The organism is Saccharopolyspora sp. NPDC049426 (assembly GCF_040676935.1).
GTDB lineage: Bacteria > Actinomycetota > Actinomycetes > Mycobacteriales > Pseudonocardiaceae > Saccharopolyspora.
In genome coordinates, this window is record NZ_JBFAPZ010000011.1 from 1 (window position 1) to 16,652 (window position 16,652).

7 protein-coding genes are annotated in these 16,652 nt (G+C 69.3%); all 7 read right to left on the minus strand.

Going from position 1 to position 16,652, the window contains the following annotated elements:
• Positions 1-11,267 (minus strand): hypothetical protein (locus AB0J78_RS23095; protein WP_363792300.1); only part of this gene is annotated, 11,267 nt, incomplete at its 3' end.
• A gap of 71 nt (positions 11,268-11,338) precedes the next feature.
• Entirely contained in the window at positions 11,339-11,671 is a 333-nt protein-coding gene (locus tag AB0J78_RS23100) for a hypothetical protein (RefSeq protein WP_363792302.1), read from the minus strand.
• Positions 11,661-12,098, minus strand: coding sequence for a YbaB/EbfC family nucleoid-associated protein (locus AB0J78_RS23105; protein ID WP_363792304.1), 438 nt, complete (start codon positions 12,096-12,098; stop codon positions 11,661-11,663). Before AB0J78_RS23105 ends, AB0J78_RS23100 begins: the two co-directional genes overlap by 11 nt.
• Positions 12,099-12,268: 170 nt before the next feature.
• Positions 12,269-15,067 (minus strand): hypothetical protein, encoded by a 2,799-nt coding sequence (locus AB0J78_RS23110; RefSeq protein WP_363792306.1) that lies wholly within the window; start codon positions 15,065-15,067, stop codon positions 12,269-12,271.
• A gap of 82 nt (positions 15,068-15,149) precedes the next feature.
• Positions 15,150-15,533, minus strand: a complete 384-nt coding sequence (locus AB0J78_RS23115) for a hypothetical protein (RefSeq protein WP_363792308.1) — start codon at positions 15,531-15,533, stop codon at positions 15,150-15,152.
• Between the two features lie 285 nt (positions 15,534-15,818).
• Positions 15,819-16,106: a hypothetical protein gene (locus AB0J78_RS23120; RefSeq protein WP_363792310.1), complete on the minus strand. Its 288-nt coding sequence runs from the start codon at positions 16,104-16,106 to the stop codon at positions 15,819-15,821.
• Positions 16,107-16,339: 233 nt separating this feature from the next.
• Positions 16,340-16,651, minus strand: a complete 312-nt coding sequence (locus tag AB0J78_RS23125) for a hypothetical protein (protein WP_363792312.1) — start codon at positions 16,649-16,651, stop codon at positions 16,340-16,342.
• Position 16,652 lies beyond the last annotated feature (1 nt).

Sequence of the window (16,652 nt, forward strand, 5' to 3'; positions counted from 1 at the left end):
GCCTGAGCCGAAGACGACGGAACCGCCGTGTACGTCGAATACGACGGCCGACCCGACGACGAACGGTGCGACCCCGACGAATGATGCGACCTCGACGAGTGATGCGACCGCGAGGACTCGTGCGAACGACGCGAGTGCGAGGAGTGCCGGGACCCATCCGACGGCGGCAGACCGGGCGAGATGTCAGCCGAGTCGGTGTTGCGACCGGCCTGGGAGTCCTCGGCGAGTCCGAGATCGCTGTCGCGGGTGAAACCGCTGGTGGGATCGGCGTGCGGGTCGTAACCCCGGTGGCCCGGAACGAAGTTGTCGTTGTCGACGTTGGTGAGGTTCGGCGTCGTGCCGGGCAGGATGGTGCGCTTGCCGTCGGGGCCCTGGTGGAAGTAGCCCTCGACGGTCATCGCGGAGTGGATGTTCTCCGGATCGATGTGGCGGACGGCGTCCCACTCGGTCTGGAACTGCATGCGGTCCAGCAGCGCCTGCGGCAGGTTCTGCGAGGCCATGTGAATCATGTTGCCCGAGGACTCGATCTGGTAGATCTGCCCGGCCATCGGGAAGTACCACTTGCCGTCGCGCTGGATCGGCTGGCCGCCGTTGGGCACCACGAACTGGTGCGCCGCAACGGAACTGGGGGTCACCGACACGTAGCCGGAGCTCATGGCCTGGTCTCCGCCGTGCACGTGGGCGACCAGGTCGTAGTCCCTGCCCCAGGCGGTCATGCCGTCGCGGAAGATCTCCTCCGGCGGACGCGTGTCACCCCGGTACATCCACTGCGGTCGCGGCGGGTTCGCCCGCAGCTGCGGGTTGTCGAGCGCGACCTCGTCGTTGGCGTTCTGCTGAACGTCGGGAGACGTCAGGGAACCGGTGCTGGAGCTCTCCGCGCTGGGCGGCAGTCCGGGCCTCCGGTCGTAGTAGTTGTCGTACGAGCTCGAGTACCTCGGGTAGTAGGACGACGAGCTCGTGGTGGCCGGGTAGTCGTGACCGTCGTCGGACGGCGAGCGGCGCCTGGGCGAACGACCGAGTCCGAGATCGGTGTCGCGGGTGAACCCGCTGTCCCGGTCGGCGTGCGGGTCGTAACCCCGGTAGCCGTCGACGAATCCGTCGTTGTCGACGTTGGTGAGCCTCGGTGTCGTGCCCGGCAGGATCGTGCGGCGACCGTCGGGCCCCTGGTGGAAGTGCCCGCTCACGGCCATCGCGGAGTGGATGTTGCGCCGGTCCACGTGACGCACCGAGTCCCACTCGGTCTGGTACTGCATCCGCTCCAGCAGATCCTGCGGCAGGTTCTGCGACGCCATGTGAATCATGTTGCCGGAGGACTGGATCTGGTAGATCTGCCCCGACATGGGCACGTACCAGCGACCGTTGTGGCGGATCGGTTCGCCACCGTCGGGGACGACGAACTGGTGCGCGGCGGTCGAGCTGGGAGTCACCGACACGTAGCCGGAGTTGCGCGCGTGCTCGCCACCGTGCACGTGCGACACCAGGTTGTAGTCCCGGCCCCATGACGTCATGCCATCGCGGAAGATCTCCTCCGGCGGACGCGTATCACCCCGGTACATCCACTGCGGACGTGGCGGATTCGCCCGCAACTGCGGGTTGTCGAGGGTGACGGGCCCGGTCGGGTACGCGGGCGACGAGGTGGTCGCGTAGGAGGAGTTGTGCGAACGCGGCGCGTGCGACGAGCGGGAAAGCCTCGACGAGCCCGCGTACGGGTCGTGGTGGCTGCCGCGGTGCCTCCGGGGCCGGTCGCTCGGCGGGACCGCCGGTGAGACGTCGGCCGGGTTGGTCTCGCGCTGGGAGGACGTCGTGGTGCCCGACGAAGTCGGAACCACACCATCGGTCACCAGCGAACCCGGCAGATGCGGCGAAGCCACGTCCATGATCTGCTGCATGTGCCGATCGAGAATCCGGTAATCGACACCATCCCAGCGGGTGTCCATCAGATCGCCCGGCACCGGACTGTCCGAAGTGCTCAACAACTGACGCGGATGCGGATAAGCATCCCGGACACCGAAGAAGTGCATGACCTCGTGGGTGAACTCCGACGGAGTGGCACCCGCCGCCCACCGATGCTGATCCATCGGATTCTGCACATCATCCGGCCGACCCGGCACCACCTCGACGACACCATCCGCATCAGCCGGGTCGTCTACGAAGACCACGTTGGCGTGGGCCTCGACGTCCGGTCCGGGCAACAGGTGGGCCTGCTGGTTGAGCAGCCGTTCGATGCCCGCGGCGGTGTTGGCGCGCACCGCCGCCAGATCCGCCGCGCTCACGCCATCAGCCGGACGCAAGTGCAGCTTCGTCTCCAGGTTCCAGCGCCCCGGTTCCGGCGTGAGGCTGTAGCGGATCTCCTGCCGGATGCCGCTTCCCGGGCCGCGCTGGACGCTCGGCTGCCCGTCGGTGTTGCCGAAGACGAAGGCGTTGTCCAGGGGCTTCCACCGCTCGGCCTCCACCGTGAACCTCGGCAACGGCTCGTCGACGTCCACCGGCTGCTGGACCGGTGCGGGCTGCGGTGCTGCGGTCGGCAGCCGGTCGCGGATGGACTCGGCGATCTGGGCACTGGCGGGGTCGGCGAAGAACTCCGCGGCGCGCTGCGACCCGAAGTCGTCGATGCCCGAGGCGTAGGCCACGGCGGCGAGGATCTCCCGGCCGGTGCTCTGCTTCGTCACCCCGAGGTCGCGGACGTCGATCTCGACGCTGCGCCCGGTCTCCTGGGTGCTGGTGGTGGACTGCGTGCTTCCGGTGCGTTCCAGGTTCACCGGGACGTAGTGCGCATCGGCCTTCGCGTTACCGCTGCCGGGGGTGGAGTGCGCGATGCCGTCGTGGCCGGTGATCTGGTAGGTGCCGCGCAGGTCCTGGGCGATCTGGTTCGACAGCGCGCCGCCGACGATGTCTCCGCCGGTGCCGTGGTGCTGCTGGGCGGTGCCGCCGGGGACGGTCGGGAATCCGCCCATGTGGTTGGGCTGTCCGGTGTAGGGGTTGGTCTCGGGCCGGACGCCGAGCACCACCGTGTTGTCGTCCAGCCAGGGCAGCGCGAAGTACTTCTGCTTGCGCCACTGGCCGTCCTGCCCTCGTTCGAGCAGGTTGCCTGACCGGTCGAAGCGCTGGCCGTCGGTGTCGGTCCTGCTCTCGTCCGGGTGGATCCCGTTGTCCTGAGCGGTGTTCGGCGGGATTCCGGGTCCGATATCGCGCCGCAGGTCCTGCAGCTCGAACTCGTTCTCGGCGATCTGCCTGCCGAGCTGGTCGAGCCGCTGCACGTCCGGCTCGGTGACCTCGACGCCCGCGCGGTGGATGATCTCGACCTGGCGCGGGTCGGGACGCGGCCCGCCATCGAGGTGCGGTTCGGCCATGGCCCGCGCGGCGTCGGCGAGCTGGTTGATCCTGTTGGTCACCCGGTCGTACTGCGAGGTCAGCTCGGCGATCTGGTCTTCGAGTGTCTGGATCTCCTGCTGCGCCTGCTCGGGCGTCCGAGTGTTCCCCGCGGCCGTGTCCTGGGCGGTGGGGACCGGTGCGGTCCGGGTCGTCGCGGGGGCGTTCCGCGGCGGGTTGTCGAACGGGGTGTGCTCGCCTTCGCGGACGTCGAACTCGACCGGTGTGCCGGTGAACCCGTTCGGGCCCTCCATCCGGTGCTCGGACCAGGAGGGCGCGAAGTGCGGCTTGGAGCGGATCACCACGTCGTAGTGCGGGATCGCGGTGTAGCGGCGCCAGTCCTGCTGGCGGGTGCGGGAGTTGTGACTCTGCTCCAGCGCGGCGGCTGCCGTCTCGGAGCCCGCAACACCGCGCGAGGCCGCGTTCTCGGCGTTGCTCCAGTTGGTGCCGTGGATGGCCATCAGGCCCAGGCCAGCGTCAGCGCTGCGGGCGTTGGCGTCGCTGGAGGACTGCCCGGCTTCCTGGCCGTGCTTCTCCTCGTGCTGCGCCTCGGTCCAGGAGTGCATGAACTGCGGATCGGTCAGCCGGGGCTTGACCTGCACCTCGTAGTCCACCGAGAGGAACCGGTCGTGCACCTTGAACGAGGTCGTGTAGCCGTCGTCGCTGAGCAGCCGCCGGTCGTGGCCGATGTTCGGCACGATCATGTCCGGCGAGAACAGCGTGTCGATCTTGCCCCGGTTCGGCGTTCCCTCGCCGAACCAGCGGTTCACCAGGTCCTTGTGCCCGCGGGCGTCGACGATGGCGTCCACCACCTGCTCGGTGAGCTGCGGGTCCCTGGTGCCCTTGGCCAGCTGGAAGGACGGGGTCTGCTTGGCGGTGTCGGTGATGTCGCGGCCGGTCGAGGCGGGCGTGTGGTCGGTGGGCTGGTCGAGCAGGAACTCGGGCAGGCTCAGGTCGACGTTGCCCTGGGTCTGGGACACCTGCGGGGGCAGCGTCACCTCGCGCAGTTCGGGGTGGCGGTAGGCGCTGGAGCCGACCGAGCCTTCGGTGAAGGTCGACAGCAGCAGCGGCGGGACTCGGAACCGGTGCACCGTGAAGTTGATCTTCACGGGCGCCCGCACGCCGACGTGGTCGTCGGTGTCCGAGCGGTCCTGGCCGAACGTGCCGACCTCGTTGGCCTGCTGCGTGCCGCTCTGGTTCGACCAGCCCACGACCGGCATGGGGGCGATGGCCCCGCCGTTGGCGGTCGTCGGGACGATGGGCCACGCGGTCAGCGACAGCGAGGTGGCCACGTCGCGCGATGAGTCCTGGCCCTGCCCGCGCACGCCTTGGGTCTCGGCGTAGCCGCCGGTCGCCACGTCGCCGCGGTCGATGATCTCCGCCCCCGGCTGCTGCTCGGCGGTCGCGGTGAACGTGTAGTAGTCCGAGCCGAACCAGCGGGAGCGGAACATGGTGCGCTGCCAGCCGCCGTTGAGCATCTCGCGGACGTCGGCGGGGTTGTCGAGCGCGCGCAGCGCGTTGGTGGCGTCGAAGAGCGGTGCCGGGCGGCCGGAATCCGGTTTCCAGCCGGGGAAGAGCTCGGGCGCGGCGTGCCAGAGCGCGCGGATCGCGTCGTCCGACAAGCGATCGTGAGTTCCCGGCTGCGGCGTCTGATCGGACTGCGTCTGGTCGCTCTGCGATTGATCGGATTGGGTCATGCTAGCCGGGTCCGGCGCGTCCCGGGTGAACCCGGAGACGACGACGGAGCGGTCCAGGCCCTTGCCGAGGTCTCGCAGCAGCGGCAGGTCCTCGGTGAGCCGGCCGTCCGCGTGCGTGGTCACCGGGTTCTGCGGTTTGACGTAGAGCAGGCCGTCGGGGACGACGATCTCGACGTGGTCGCCCTGCGCCCCGGTCGGGTAGGGGCTGATCGCGTCCCAGCGGTGGTTCGGCTGCCCGAACAGCTGCTGCCACGCGTCGGCGCGCACCGAGAGCACCAGGTCGCCGGTGTAGAGCTGCATCGGCGTCTTCACCTGCGAGGCGGCCTTGGTGGAGCCGCCCAGCGAATCATCGGTCCCACGTCCGGTCGACAGGGACGCCCCGGCGCCGGCGTCGGCCATGCTGCCCCAGAAGTTGAGCCCGATCTCGCCCTCGGTGCCGCTGCTGGTGCCGTGGGAGATCGACACGCCCGTCCTGTTGGTGGTCTCCCACGTCGAGTTGCCGGGCACCGGGCCGAGCGGCCGCTCGTTGTGCACCCGCATCTCGAACGCGCCGCGCTGCATGCGGTCGAAGAGCACGCCGCCGTGCGCGCCGTCGTCGCGCACCTGCGGCGCGTGGAACATGCCCGCGAGCCGGGTCTGCCACCACTGCGGGTCGACGTCGACGAGGTGCTTCGGGTTGCTGTGCTTCGGGTCGGTGCTGCCGGTGTGCGCGATCCAGCGGCGGAACCGCTCGAACCTGCCTTCCTTGGCGCTGCGGACGGCGTCGCGCTGCATCTCGTGGAACGCGTCGTTGGCCTTGCCGTAGAGGTCGACCACCGAGACGACGGCGGTGTTGTTCATGTCGACGCGGTTGCCGTCGTTGAGGTCGCGCGTGGCCGCGGGCTCCGGGTCGCCCGGGTTCCAGCCCGCGTCGGCGTCGAGCATGAAGCTGGCCACCCGGTAGTCCGCGTGCCCCGGGACCTGCATCTCGGTGGGCTGCGTCCTGCGGCTGAACGGGTTTCGCGCGGACGTGTCGGTGGCCCTGAGGTCCCAGGTGATGTCGCGGGTGACCCGGTCGGCCTTGCCCTCGTACTTGATGCGCTGCTCGGATTCGAGGCTGTCGCCGTGCCCGCTGGACTTGCCGCGGCTCCAGCTGCCGCCGAGCCCGGCGATGCCGCCGACGTAGCTGTTGGAGCCGTACCCGGCGGGCCGGATCGTGGTGCGGACCATGCCCGCCAGCAGCGCGCCGACGCCGAAGCTGGTCGTGAACCCGGTCTTCCAGCCGGTGCCGTGCTTGCGCGTGGCGCTGAACCTGACGTCGTTGTCGAGCGTGCGCCGTCCCGTCACGTCGCCGAGGTCGGCGGTGAGCTCGAAGTGGAACTTCCGCCCGCCGGCCGTGACGTCGACGGTCACCGGCTTGCCGTCGCCGGTGAGGTCGTCGAACTTGGTCATCACCTTGTAGGGGCCGAAGCTGCTCAGGTCGCGGTTGACCTGGTTCCAGTCGACCGCGCCGGTGTCCACGCCCCGCGAGGTGAGCTGCTGCTGGATGTGCTGCCGGGCCTGGTCACGCAGCTGTCCGGTTCCGCCCACCCGGACCACGTTCTTGAACATGCCCTCGCCGTCGAGGACGGTGCGGATGCGTTCGCCGTGCTCGGGCGCGGTGGTCGGCTGGGCGGTGGGAGTCGTGCCGTTCGGGTCGAGGGCGTCGTCGAGCAGCCGCTCGAACTCGGGCACGTCCTCGTTGCGCACCCACACGTAGGTGGCGCCGTCGGTGGGTTGCACCGCGACCGGGTCGGACTCGGCCTTGCCACCCGGCCGCGAGGTGATCTCCGCGGCCAGCGACAGATCGATCCGGTAGCGCTGGGCGCCGTCGCTCTCCAGCGACTTGTCCTTGTTGGTGCCCGCTTCCCGGCCGGTCTGGGACTCCTTGCGGTTGGAGGTGAGCGAGAGGACGCCGATGGGACCGATCTGCAGCGGGCTGCCGTGCCCGTCGATCTTCGCCTCGCCCGAGGTGAACAGGCCTCGGAGGCGGATGCCGCCGACGGCGCGCGACCCGATGCCGTTGGAGACGCTGGTGTCCTTGGTGTTGCGCAGGATCTCGCCGGTGCGGATCGGCTGCGGGTCGCCGATCTTCTCGAAACCGCGCACCTGCGGTTCGACCTTCACCTTGACCTCGGGGTGCTTCGACCAGTTCTTGCCCGGCATCCGCAGCCACTTGGGGTAGGTGGTGCGCTGGCTGATGTCGATGCCGTTGACCAGGCCCTCGGAGGTCTCCTCCACGAACTGCGCGGTGTCGACCTTGGTGGCAACGCCGTCCCGGAGCGCGGTGTCCTCGCGGACCCAGTCGGGCAGCGTGGACATGACGTTGCGGTTGAGGTCGCCGATACCCGCGTAGCCGTCGAGGTTGGCGATCAGCTGCTGGACGTCGGCGGGCACCGGCACCGGTGCCCGCGGAGCCGGGGCGTTCTGGGCACCCGGCACGTCGGGGGCGGTGGTCGGGTTCGTGCCGGCGGGGACGGGTGCCGGACGGGGCTTCTCGAGGACCGTCTCGGGGTAGGCCAAGCGGACCGTGGGGTCGAACCGGGAGCTGCCCCGGTTGCCGTCAGCCTCCCACTGGACCTGGAAGTTGACGTCGAACGCCTTGTGGTGGCCGCCGAGCTTCGCGGTGCGTTCCCTGGTGTTGCCGGTCTTGTCCGAGACGGTGTTGCTGCGGCTCTCGCCCCATCCGAGGAACGGCATCACGCGCAGGTTCAGCGAGGTCGCCGCCACCTCGATCGCCGAGTCCACCCAGCCGACGACCGCGTTCTGCCGCAGCTTGCGGGAAACCCCGTGGCTGGAGATGGACCGGCTGGCGCCTTCGTGCTTGCTGCTCTGCGCCGGGGTGTTGTGCACGGCGGTGTCGGAGGTGGCGACCGGCGCCACGGTGTCGGGGGCCATCCGCACGAACACGCTCTGGACGCCGTCGCGGGTGGGCACCTGGAAGCTGCGTCCGCTGGAGAGGATCTGCAGCAGGCCGAGCTCGCCGCGGGTGTCGACCAGTTGCTGGAACTGCTGCTGCAGCCCGGCCCTCACCGGCGGGGCGATGTCGATCTTGGCGGCGACGTTGGCCGCCAGCGGCGCGTTCTGGTTCGGGGACCACACGCCGTCGCTGGGCAGCAGTCGGGAGTTGTGGGAGATGACGCCGTCGCGGGTGAGCTCCGCGGGACGCGGGGTCTCGTCGACGTGCGCGGCCATGTCGGCGGCGAAGGAATCCGCGGCCCGCGCCGTCTCCGGCAGCACGGGTGCCGGGGTGACCTGCGACGGGTCGGTCAGCGTCAGGTCCAACTGCGGGTCCTGGTCCAACGCGGCGAAGGGGTCGTCGTTCGCGGTCGTGCCGGTGCCCTGCTGCGTGTGCTCCTGCTGCGCCGTGCTCTGGTCGTCGTTGGTGTCCTGGGGCGTGCTCTGGTCCTGAGTGGACCGCTGCTGCCGACCGGTGTCCTGGCTCTGGGACTGCTGGTCGTTCGCGGTGCTCTCCGACGTCTCCTGGTTCTGCGCGTTCTCGACCACGTTGCCGCTGGAGTCGACGGTGACCGCGGCATCCGAGAACTCGGGGGCGGGTGAGCCGGGGATCTCCGGCACCGCGGTCTGCGAAGTGGCCGCCACGTCGGTGACCGACGGGGAGGCCTGACCGGTGCCGGCCGTGCCACCGCGCGTGGTCGACGAGTTCGCGCCCGACTGCGGCTGGCTCTGCGACGGTGTCGAACTCGTCGGGGTGGTCGAGTTCGTCGCGGTGCTCGTCGATGTCTGCGTCTGCCCGGTCTGTCCCGTGCCGGCCATCCCGCCGATGGGCTGCTGGCCGGTCGCGGCACCGTTGCCGGTCTGCTCGTTCTGCTGAACCTGGGTGTTCGCGTCCTGGGCCTGGGTGTTCGACCGCGTCTGACCGTCCGGCTGAGTGCGACCGTCGGTCGAGCTCTCGGGCGTGGTCGAGGTGGTGCTGTCGCCGGACAGGTCCTGCTGTCCGGTCTCGTTCACCTGGTGCTGGGCCAGGTCGGTCTGCGACTGCGCCGAGTTCGGCGCGACCTGACCGGTCTGGTCGACCTGCGCGGTGTCCGCGCCGGTGCCGACCGGTGTCGTCGTCGGCTGCGTCCCGGCGTCGTTCGGCGGAGCGCTCTCCGGTGTGGTGGCCGCGGTGGAGACGGAGTCCGTTGTGGACTGCTGCGGCGCCGTCGGGTCCGAACCGCTCTGCTGCGGCGCGTTGTTCTGCGGAGCGGGCTGCGCCGGGTTGGTGCCCGACGAGCTCGACTGCGAGGTCGATTCGGTGCCCTGCGCGACGGAGTCAGGCCCGTCCGGGTTGATCTGACCGGACTGCTGAGCACCCGAGTTCATCGGCGTCTGGGCGCCGCTGGAACCTCCGGCCTGCGAGGTCGGAGTGGAATCCTCGTCGTTGACCTGACCGGAAGTGCCCTGCGCATCACCCTGGCCGGGAGGCGCGGATTCCGGTGTGGACGGAGGAAGTCCGCTGGTGCCATCGGTGTTCGACTGCTGACCGGCCGGTGGGAGCCCTGGCGAGATGTCCGCGTTGGACGGGCTCGGCGATGGAAGGCCATGCGATCTCTCGGGGTTCGACGAAGAGCTCGACGACGGATTCCCCGGTGAGATCTCCGGGCTGGAGCTCGACGGTGACGAGCTCCCGAGCCCACCGTCCGTGCCACCGGCGCCGACGCTGACGGTCTCCGGCCCCGACGAATCGCCGGTCTCCGACCCCGGCTGCGTCGGGACCTGGGTCTGCGACTCGGTGATCGACCCGTTCGACGAGTCCGAACCCGGGCCGGACTGGGCGTTCTGACCGCCCGACTGGCCCGGGACCTGCGTCTGGGACTGCCCGAGCGACGACGGGTTCGTTCCGGCGCCGTCCGGCCCGGGGCTTCCCCCGCCCTGGTTCCCCTGCCCCTTCGAACCATCGGATCCGCCGCCTGCGACGCCCCCTCCCCCGGCGAGACCGCCGTCGGAGGAGATGCTCTGGGCGTCGCTGTCGATGTCGGACGTGTCCAGGTCGCCGTCGCCGCCCAGCAGCGGCGAGGTGTCGGAGTGGGGACCGTCTCCCTCGCGCTGCGCGGCCAGGAACGGGTTCTCACCGCTGCCCGGGGTGAGGTTGCTGTAGATGCCGGCGCCGATGACGCTGCCCAGGTTCTCCGAGAGACCGGCGGACATGCCCGCGGTGAACGAGTACGGGTTGGCCTGGAAGCCCTTGCCCGTCATCGCGCTGTAGAGGCCCTCGGTGAAGAACTCGTGCAGGCCCTCCTCGACCGCGTCGGCCAGACCGCGACCGAACTTCTCGGCCCACATGCCCTTGAGGCTCATGCCCGCGTAGTTGCCGGGCGTGTGGGCACCGAGGTCGCGGGCGATGTGGGTGTTCATGTGGTCGGAGACCTGCGTGGCGAACTTGGCCAGCGACGGCGCCTTCGGGAAGTCGTCGGCGAAGTTCTTGGACGCGGCCTCCGCGGCTGCCTTGAGGATGTCGTTGTCGATCTGGTCGCCGACGCCCTTGACCAGGCCCTTGGCGAGCATGTTGCCCATCGCGCCGCCGAGCGCGGCGAAGGGCAGGGCCAGCGCACCGCCGAGCGCACCGACGGCTGCGGCCTGCTTGGTGGAGTCCTCGTCCCAGTCGTCGCGGGTGCCCTTGGCCATCTGGATGCCCTGGGCGGCGGCGTCGATGGCGACCTGGAACGCGATGCCGAAGACCTGCGCCTGGATGACGCGCATCAGCAGTCGGCCCCAGATGTTCTTCAGCAGGAAGCGGACGATGGCGTAGCGGCCGGCGAGCCAGGCCATGCTCGCGCCGAAGGTGGGGCCGGCCATCGCGATGGCCCAGGCGATCTCGGCGAGCAGCTCGATCAGCGACAGCAGGCTGACGAGCTTGACGTACTCGGTCTGCACCGAGAGCTGCTTGAGGAACCCGGCGATCTGCTCGTAACCGGTGGCCGCGGTTTCGATGTAGCCGTTGCTCTCGACGTACGGCGCCATCCGGTCGGCGAAGCGCATCGCCGCCTTGCCGTAGAACTCCGAGCGGATGAGCTTGATGGCCTGGGCGAGTTCTGGCGTGAGTTCGCTTCGCAGCCGTGCGGAGGTGTTGCGCCACGAATCCGACAGCTTCCGAAGTTGATCTTCATTGATCTGCGGCCACTTCTCACCGGTCAAGACCATGAAGAGGTTTCCGACCTCTTCCGGAACCATGATCGCCATCGTCAGCCCCCACGCCCTCGTCCGTGCGCGAACGGCCTCGGCGTGACTCGTCGATCACGCCGGGCCTGCGCTCACGCCTTCCTGCCGCCCTGGCTCACCTCGCTGTTCGCGGTCTCGTTCATGTCGTCGAAGGTCTTGCCGACGTCGACGACCTTCTCGCCGTCGGTGCCGATGGTGATGCCGAGCATGCGGAGGAATTCCAGCCCGTCCTTCTCGCCGGGCTCGTACTTCGTCCGCAGTGTCTTGGCGATGTCGTCGTCGCCCTCGATGGCGAAGGCGTTGCAGTCGTGGGCGAGGTCGGCGTAGATGGAGTTCGCGGTCTCGGCGATGCGGGTCAGGTCGACACCGCCCTTCTTGAGCGCCTCGATGTCCGCTGCGACGAGGTCGTTGTCCTCACTTGCCACGATCGGTCCCCTCCCCCTCGTCGGCGGCGTCGGACGTGCTGTCGGCCTCGCGCACCGCCTCGTCGAACATCTTGTCCAGGTCGAACTCGCCGTTGACCATCTCGGTCAGCGCGGAGCCGAAACCCGCGGGTGCCATCGCGCTGTAGGTCGCGATGGACTTCTGGCTCGCCTCGTCCTGGGCCTGCCGGACCAGCTCGACGATCTTGTTGGCCAGTTCGGCGGGCGCCATCGTGCGGTAGCGGGTGCCGGAGAACTTCAGGCCGGTGAGCCGTTGCCGGTGGTCCACCGTCGCGGATATCGAGCGGTCCTTGCTGGAGACCGTCGTGGTCTCCTTCTCGGCCCGCTGCTGCGCCTCGCGGATGCGCTCCTGCTGCTCCCGGAGGTCGGCCAGCGCGTTTTCCATCTGGTTGAACAGGGGAGATGACATCGCTGGTCACTCCCTCCTTCCCGGTACCTGCCTGACGAAAGAGTTCTCACAACGCGGTTGCAGCCGCAGCTTCAGGTGCGGGACTCAACTCGCACAGCCACCGGTTCTCAGACGTCTCCTGGTGAGGACGGCCGAAGCGCCGTGCGTTGGCCCATTTCTCAAACAGCTCCTCAGCCCTGCCCGGACGTCGTTGCCTGGGTGGTCTGCTCCTGCTCGGCGGGCGTCGGCTGCGTCTGCGGCTGGCGCGGCGGACGAACGGGACCCGCGGCGACCTGCTCGTCGACGTCGAAGTCCGCTTCGTCGGGCAGCCCGATGACGCCCATGCCCGCGTCGGCGTTGGTGCCCCAGACGTCCTCGTCCTCGGACAGCCAGGTCTGCCGTTCGCGTTCGTTCTTGTCGCCCTGCTGGCCGCCCATTCCGCCCATCATCGGCGGCATGAACGGCATCCCGCCCATTCCCTGCTGGGTGGAGGGGCCGTTGAGCTGGCTCATGCCCGGCGGCAGCGCCGAGGACTGCGAGCCGCCGAGACCGGAGCCCGCACCGGAACCCATGCCGAAGCCGGACGTGCCGCCACCCGCTCCGCCGCGCTGCTGTTCGGAGCCGCTGCCCGAGCCGCCGAGACCGTCGGCCGAACCGTCCGGCGCGCCGAATCCGTCGGAGACGCTGTCGAAGCCGTAGCCCTCGGCCGGATCGGACACGCCGTCGAAGCCACCGGATCCGAGACCGCCTGCGCCCTCGCCGAACCCACCTGCTCCGCCGTTGGCGGCGTCGCCGAGGCCCGCGCCCGCGCCGGACCCGAGGCCGCCGGGGTCGAAACCGCCCAAGCCGCCGTTGGCCGGGTCGCCCAGGCCTGCACCGGCGTCGGACCCGAGGCCACCGGGATCGAAACCGCCCTGCCCACCGGGCAGATCGCCGAAGCCTCCGGCACCACCATTGGCCGGATCACCCAAACCCTGACCCGCACCCACACCACCATCAGCGCCACCAGGCAGATCACCGAAACCACCGGCACCACCGTTCGCCGGATCACCCAGACCCTGACCCGCACCCAGGCCCGAATCCGCGCCACCGGGCAGATCCGCGTCACCGAAACCACCGGCACCGCCGTTGGCGAGGTCACCGATGCCTTCACCGGCACCGGGGATCGGGTTGCCGTTGGAGTCCAGGGGAACCCCGGCCATGCCGCCGGGACGATCCTGGTCCTGCTGGCCGGGGGTGTCGCCGAAGCCTCCGGCACCTCCGTTGGCGGGGTTGAAGGAGCTCTCGGTCAGGCCGCTGTCGACCAGGCCGGGCTGCTGGGTCCCGTCGCCGAGGCCGCCGGCGCCACCGTTGGCGGGGTCGGTCTGGCCGAAGTCGCCGAAACCGCCCGCGCCGCCGTTCGCCGGGTCGCCGTTGGGGCTGATGCCGGACTTGTTGCTCGCGCCGCCGCCGGTGCCACCGGCCAGGCCGAGACCGCCGGGTCCGACCATCGGCGGGGGCGCACCGCCGTTCGCACCGTTGTCGCCGGTTCCCAGACCGGAGTCACCGCCGAGCCCGTCGCCACCGCCGAGACCACCGGCACCGCCGTTGGCGAGGTCGCCGCCAGCGGGACCACCGAGCCCGTCACCTGTGCCGAGACCACCCGCGCCACCGTTGGCCTGGTCGCCTCCGCCGGGACCGTCGAGGCCGTCGCCGCCACCCAGGCCACCGGCACCGCCGTTGGCGAGATCACCGCCACCGGGACCACCGAGCCCGTCACCACCGCCCGCACCACCGTTGGCCGGGTCGCCGCCGAGGCCATCGCCGCCACCGGGTGGCGGGACGTTCGTGTTCCCGCCGGGCGGAGGCACGTTCGTGTTGCCGCCAGGTGGGGGCACGTTGGTGTTGCCCCCGGGCGGCGGCGGGATGTTCGTGTTGCCGCCGGGCGGAGGCGGAACGTTGGTGTTGCCGCCAGGCGGCGTGGTCGGCGGGGTGTTCGGGGCGCTCGTCTCCGGCTCGGTGAGCTCCTTGATCGCCGACTGCGTGTACCTCAGCTCCTCTTCGAGGGGCTTGAGCGCCGCAGCGGCCGCGGTGTCGAGCGTCTTGAGCTCGGTGAGCGCGGCGTTGGTGATCTCCGTGTTCATCTTGTCCCACGGACCGGCGGTGACCAGGTTGCCTTCCTTGAAGCTGGCCAGCGAGGTGTTGATGTACTCCTGGGCTTCGGAGGTGCTCTTGCCGTCGAGCTGGTAGTTCGGAGCGCCGTTGACCAGGCCGACGCCGTTGGTCAGGAATTCGTAGAGCTGGTTCTCGTAGTCGACGCGCTTGTTGTTGGGCAGGTACAGCGCGCGGCTGCGGAAGTCGTAGAAGGCTTGGGCCAGTCCGTTGACCGCCGCTTCGATCTTGTCGCCGAGGTTCTTCAGCGCCACCGAGACCGCGACGCCGCGGTCGATGGTGAGCTGTTCGTGCAAGCCTTCCAGCTTGTCGGCGTTCTGGTCCATGCGCCCCTGGATGACCGAGGCGGCCTTGCCGCTGAACCCGGAGTCATCTGAGTCCAGCGACTTGGCCCAGGTCCGGAAGTCCTTGCCGGTGCTCTCCAGCCACTTCTCGTACTTGCCGACCAGGTCCTGCGCCTGGCGCAGGGTCGGCAGGTCGAGGGTGCCGCTCTTGCCCGAGGACATCTCGGCGACGATGGTCCCGGCGTCGTTGATCGCCTTGGTCCACGCGTCGGCCGCCGCGGTGTTGCGGTTGACCCGGTAGTAGACCCGGTCGAACGCGGTGTAGGTGAGGTCTTCGGTGGGGGCGACCCGGTTGGTCAGGTCTTCCTTGAGCTTGTCCCCGGTGAAGTCGGCGTCCTTGCCGCCGGCACCACCGTCCCCACCACCGGCGACCTCGAACCACTTGACGCCTTCGGCCATGGATTTCAGGTCCGGCCCTTTTCCGGTTAACGCGTTGAGGGCCTGGAAGAACGTCCAGTCACTGCTGGGGCCTGACAGGTCCGCGTTCTCGGGCATGGGCTTTCTCCTGCTCCAGGGCTGATGCCGTCAGATGAGGTCGATCAACGAGGGTCGTGGACTAGCTGCTGGGGACCGGAAGTCACGCGGCCGGGGTCTGCGTTCCGGAGATGTCCGGGTAGTCCTGGACGAACTCGGTCGCGGAGTAGCTGGCGAGGTCGTCGGTGTCCTCGAAGACGCGCTTGGCGTCGTTGAGGGCATCGGTGAACTTGCGCCAGTCCTTGCTGGTCTTCTCGTTCATGGTCTCGGCGGACTTTCCCAGCGCGCCCAGGGATTCGTTGAGCGACTGGATTGCGGGCCACTCCGGGTTGCCCGCGTGGACCCGCTCGCCGAGGTCAGCGGCGAGGCGGATTCCCGAGCTGGCGCCCAGGAACTGCTTGCGCAGCTCGTCCTCGTGGGTGTCGACGTTCTTGATCAGCTTCTCGTACTGACCGCTGTCGAACTTCGTCTTCGTCTCGTCAGCCACGAGACTCTCCTTTTCTCAGGGAGGGAAAGGGGAATCGGGCGCGGGCCGCTGCGCGTTGCGACCCGCACCCGAAACTTCAACCACCTGAAGCACTTCAGCGACCAAGGCCGCCTCCGCTTCTTCAGGTGTGGGACTCAGCCGGCACCGCCGCGGGTTCTCAGCGGTTCTCTGGGGAGGACGCCGCGACGCCGTGTATTGGCATACATCAGGAGTGGCGCCCGGACCCAGAGAGCCGCTGAGGTTCCGCCACCCGCACCGCTGAGCAAACCAACCGCAGGAACTCCCTTACGCCATGATCTGGGCGCTGCGGTTGTCACCGTCTTGGAATGCCTGAGCGGCGTTGTTCGAGGAGGTGGAGCCGCTGCTCAGGCGGGTGTTCATCTCGGTGTAGGCCTGGTTCCACTTCTGCTGCTTCTCGGCCCACAGCGGCGCGGCCTTACCCTGGGTGGCCTCGCCCATGTTCTTCAGAAAGCCGTTGAGCTCGTCGAGGATGGTCCCCATCTGACGAACGGCCTGCTGCAGCCCCATGTTGACCTCTTCATAGGCCCCGTGCTGCACGCTGAACTGGGTCATCTCAATCTCCGTTCTAGGTAGAAGGTTTGCTCGCCCTGCTTCGACGCAAGCACCGAAGGTGCTTTCTCCTTGCCCCACCTGAGCAACCGGCACCGCCGCGGGTTCTGAGCAGCTCTGTGGCGAGGACGACGCGACGCCGATGTCCACCCCTGGGGTAAGAGGTAAACATCAGGAGTGGCGCCCGGAGTCCACAGAGCCGCTCAGGTTCCGCTACCAGCACCGCCAAGCAATGATCAGAGGTCGGCGCCGGAGGCGTTGTCTGCGGCCTGCTGGGCAGCCTGCAGCGATGCGTTGCGGACGTCCATCACGCGCTGGTTGAGCTGGTTGAGCTCGTTCTCGATGCGCGAGAAGTCGCCGGCCCACACGCCGAACTTGTCGACGAGCATGCGACCGGAGTCGGACACGTTGGCCTGGCCCAGCGAGGACGCCTGCGCCTGGACCTGGTTGTTGAGCTGGCGCATCTGCGACAGCGACTGGTTGGTCGCTTCGATGATCTGCTGCAGCTGCGAGTCGTTGAGGCCGTACTGGGCGCCTGGTGCGGTCATC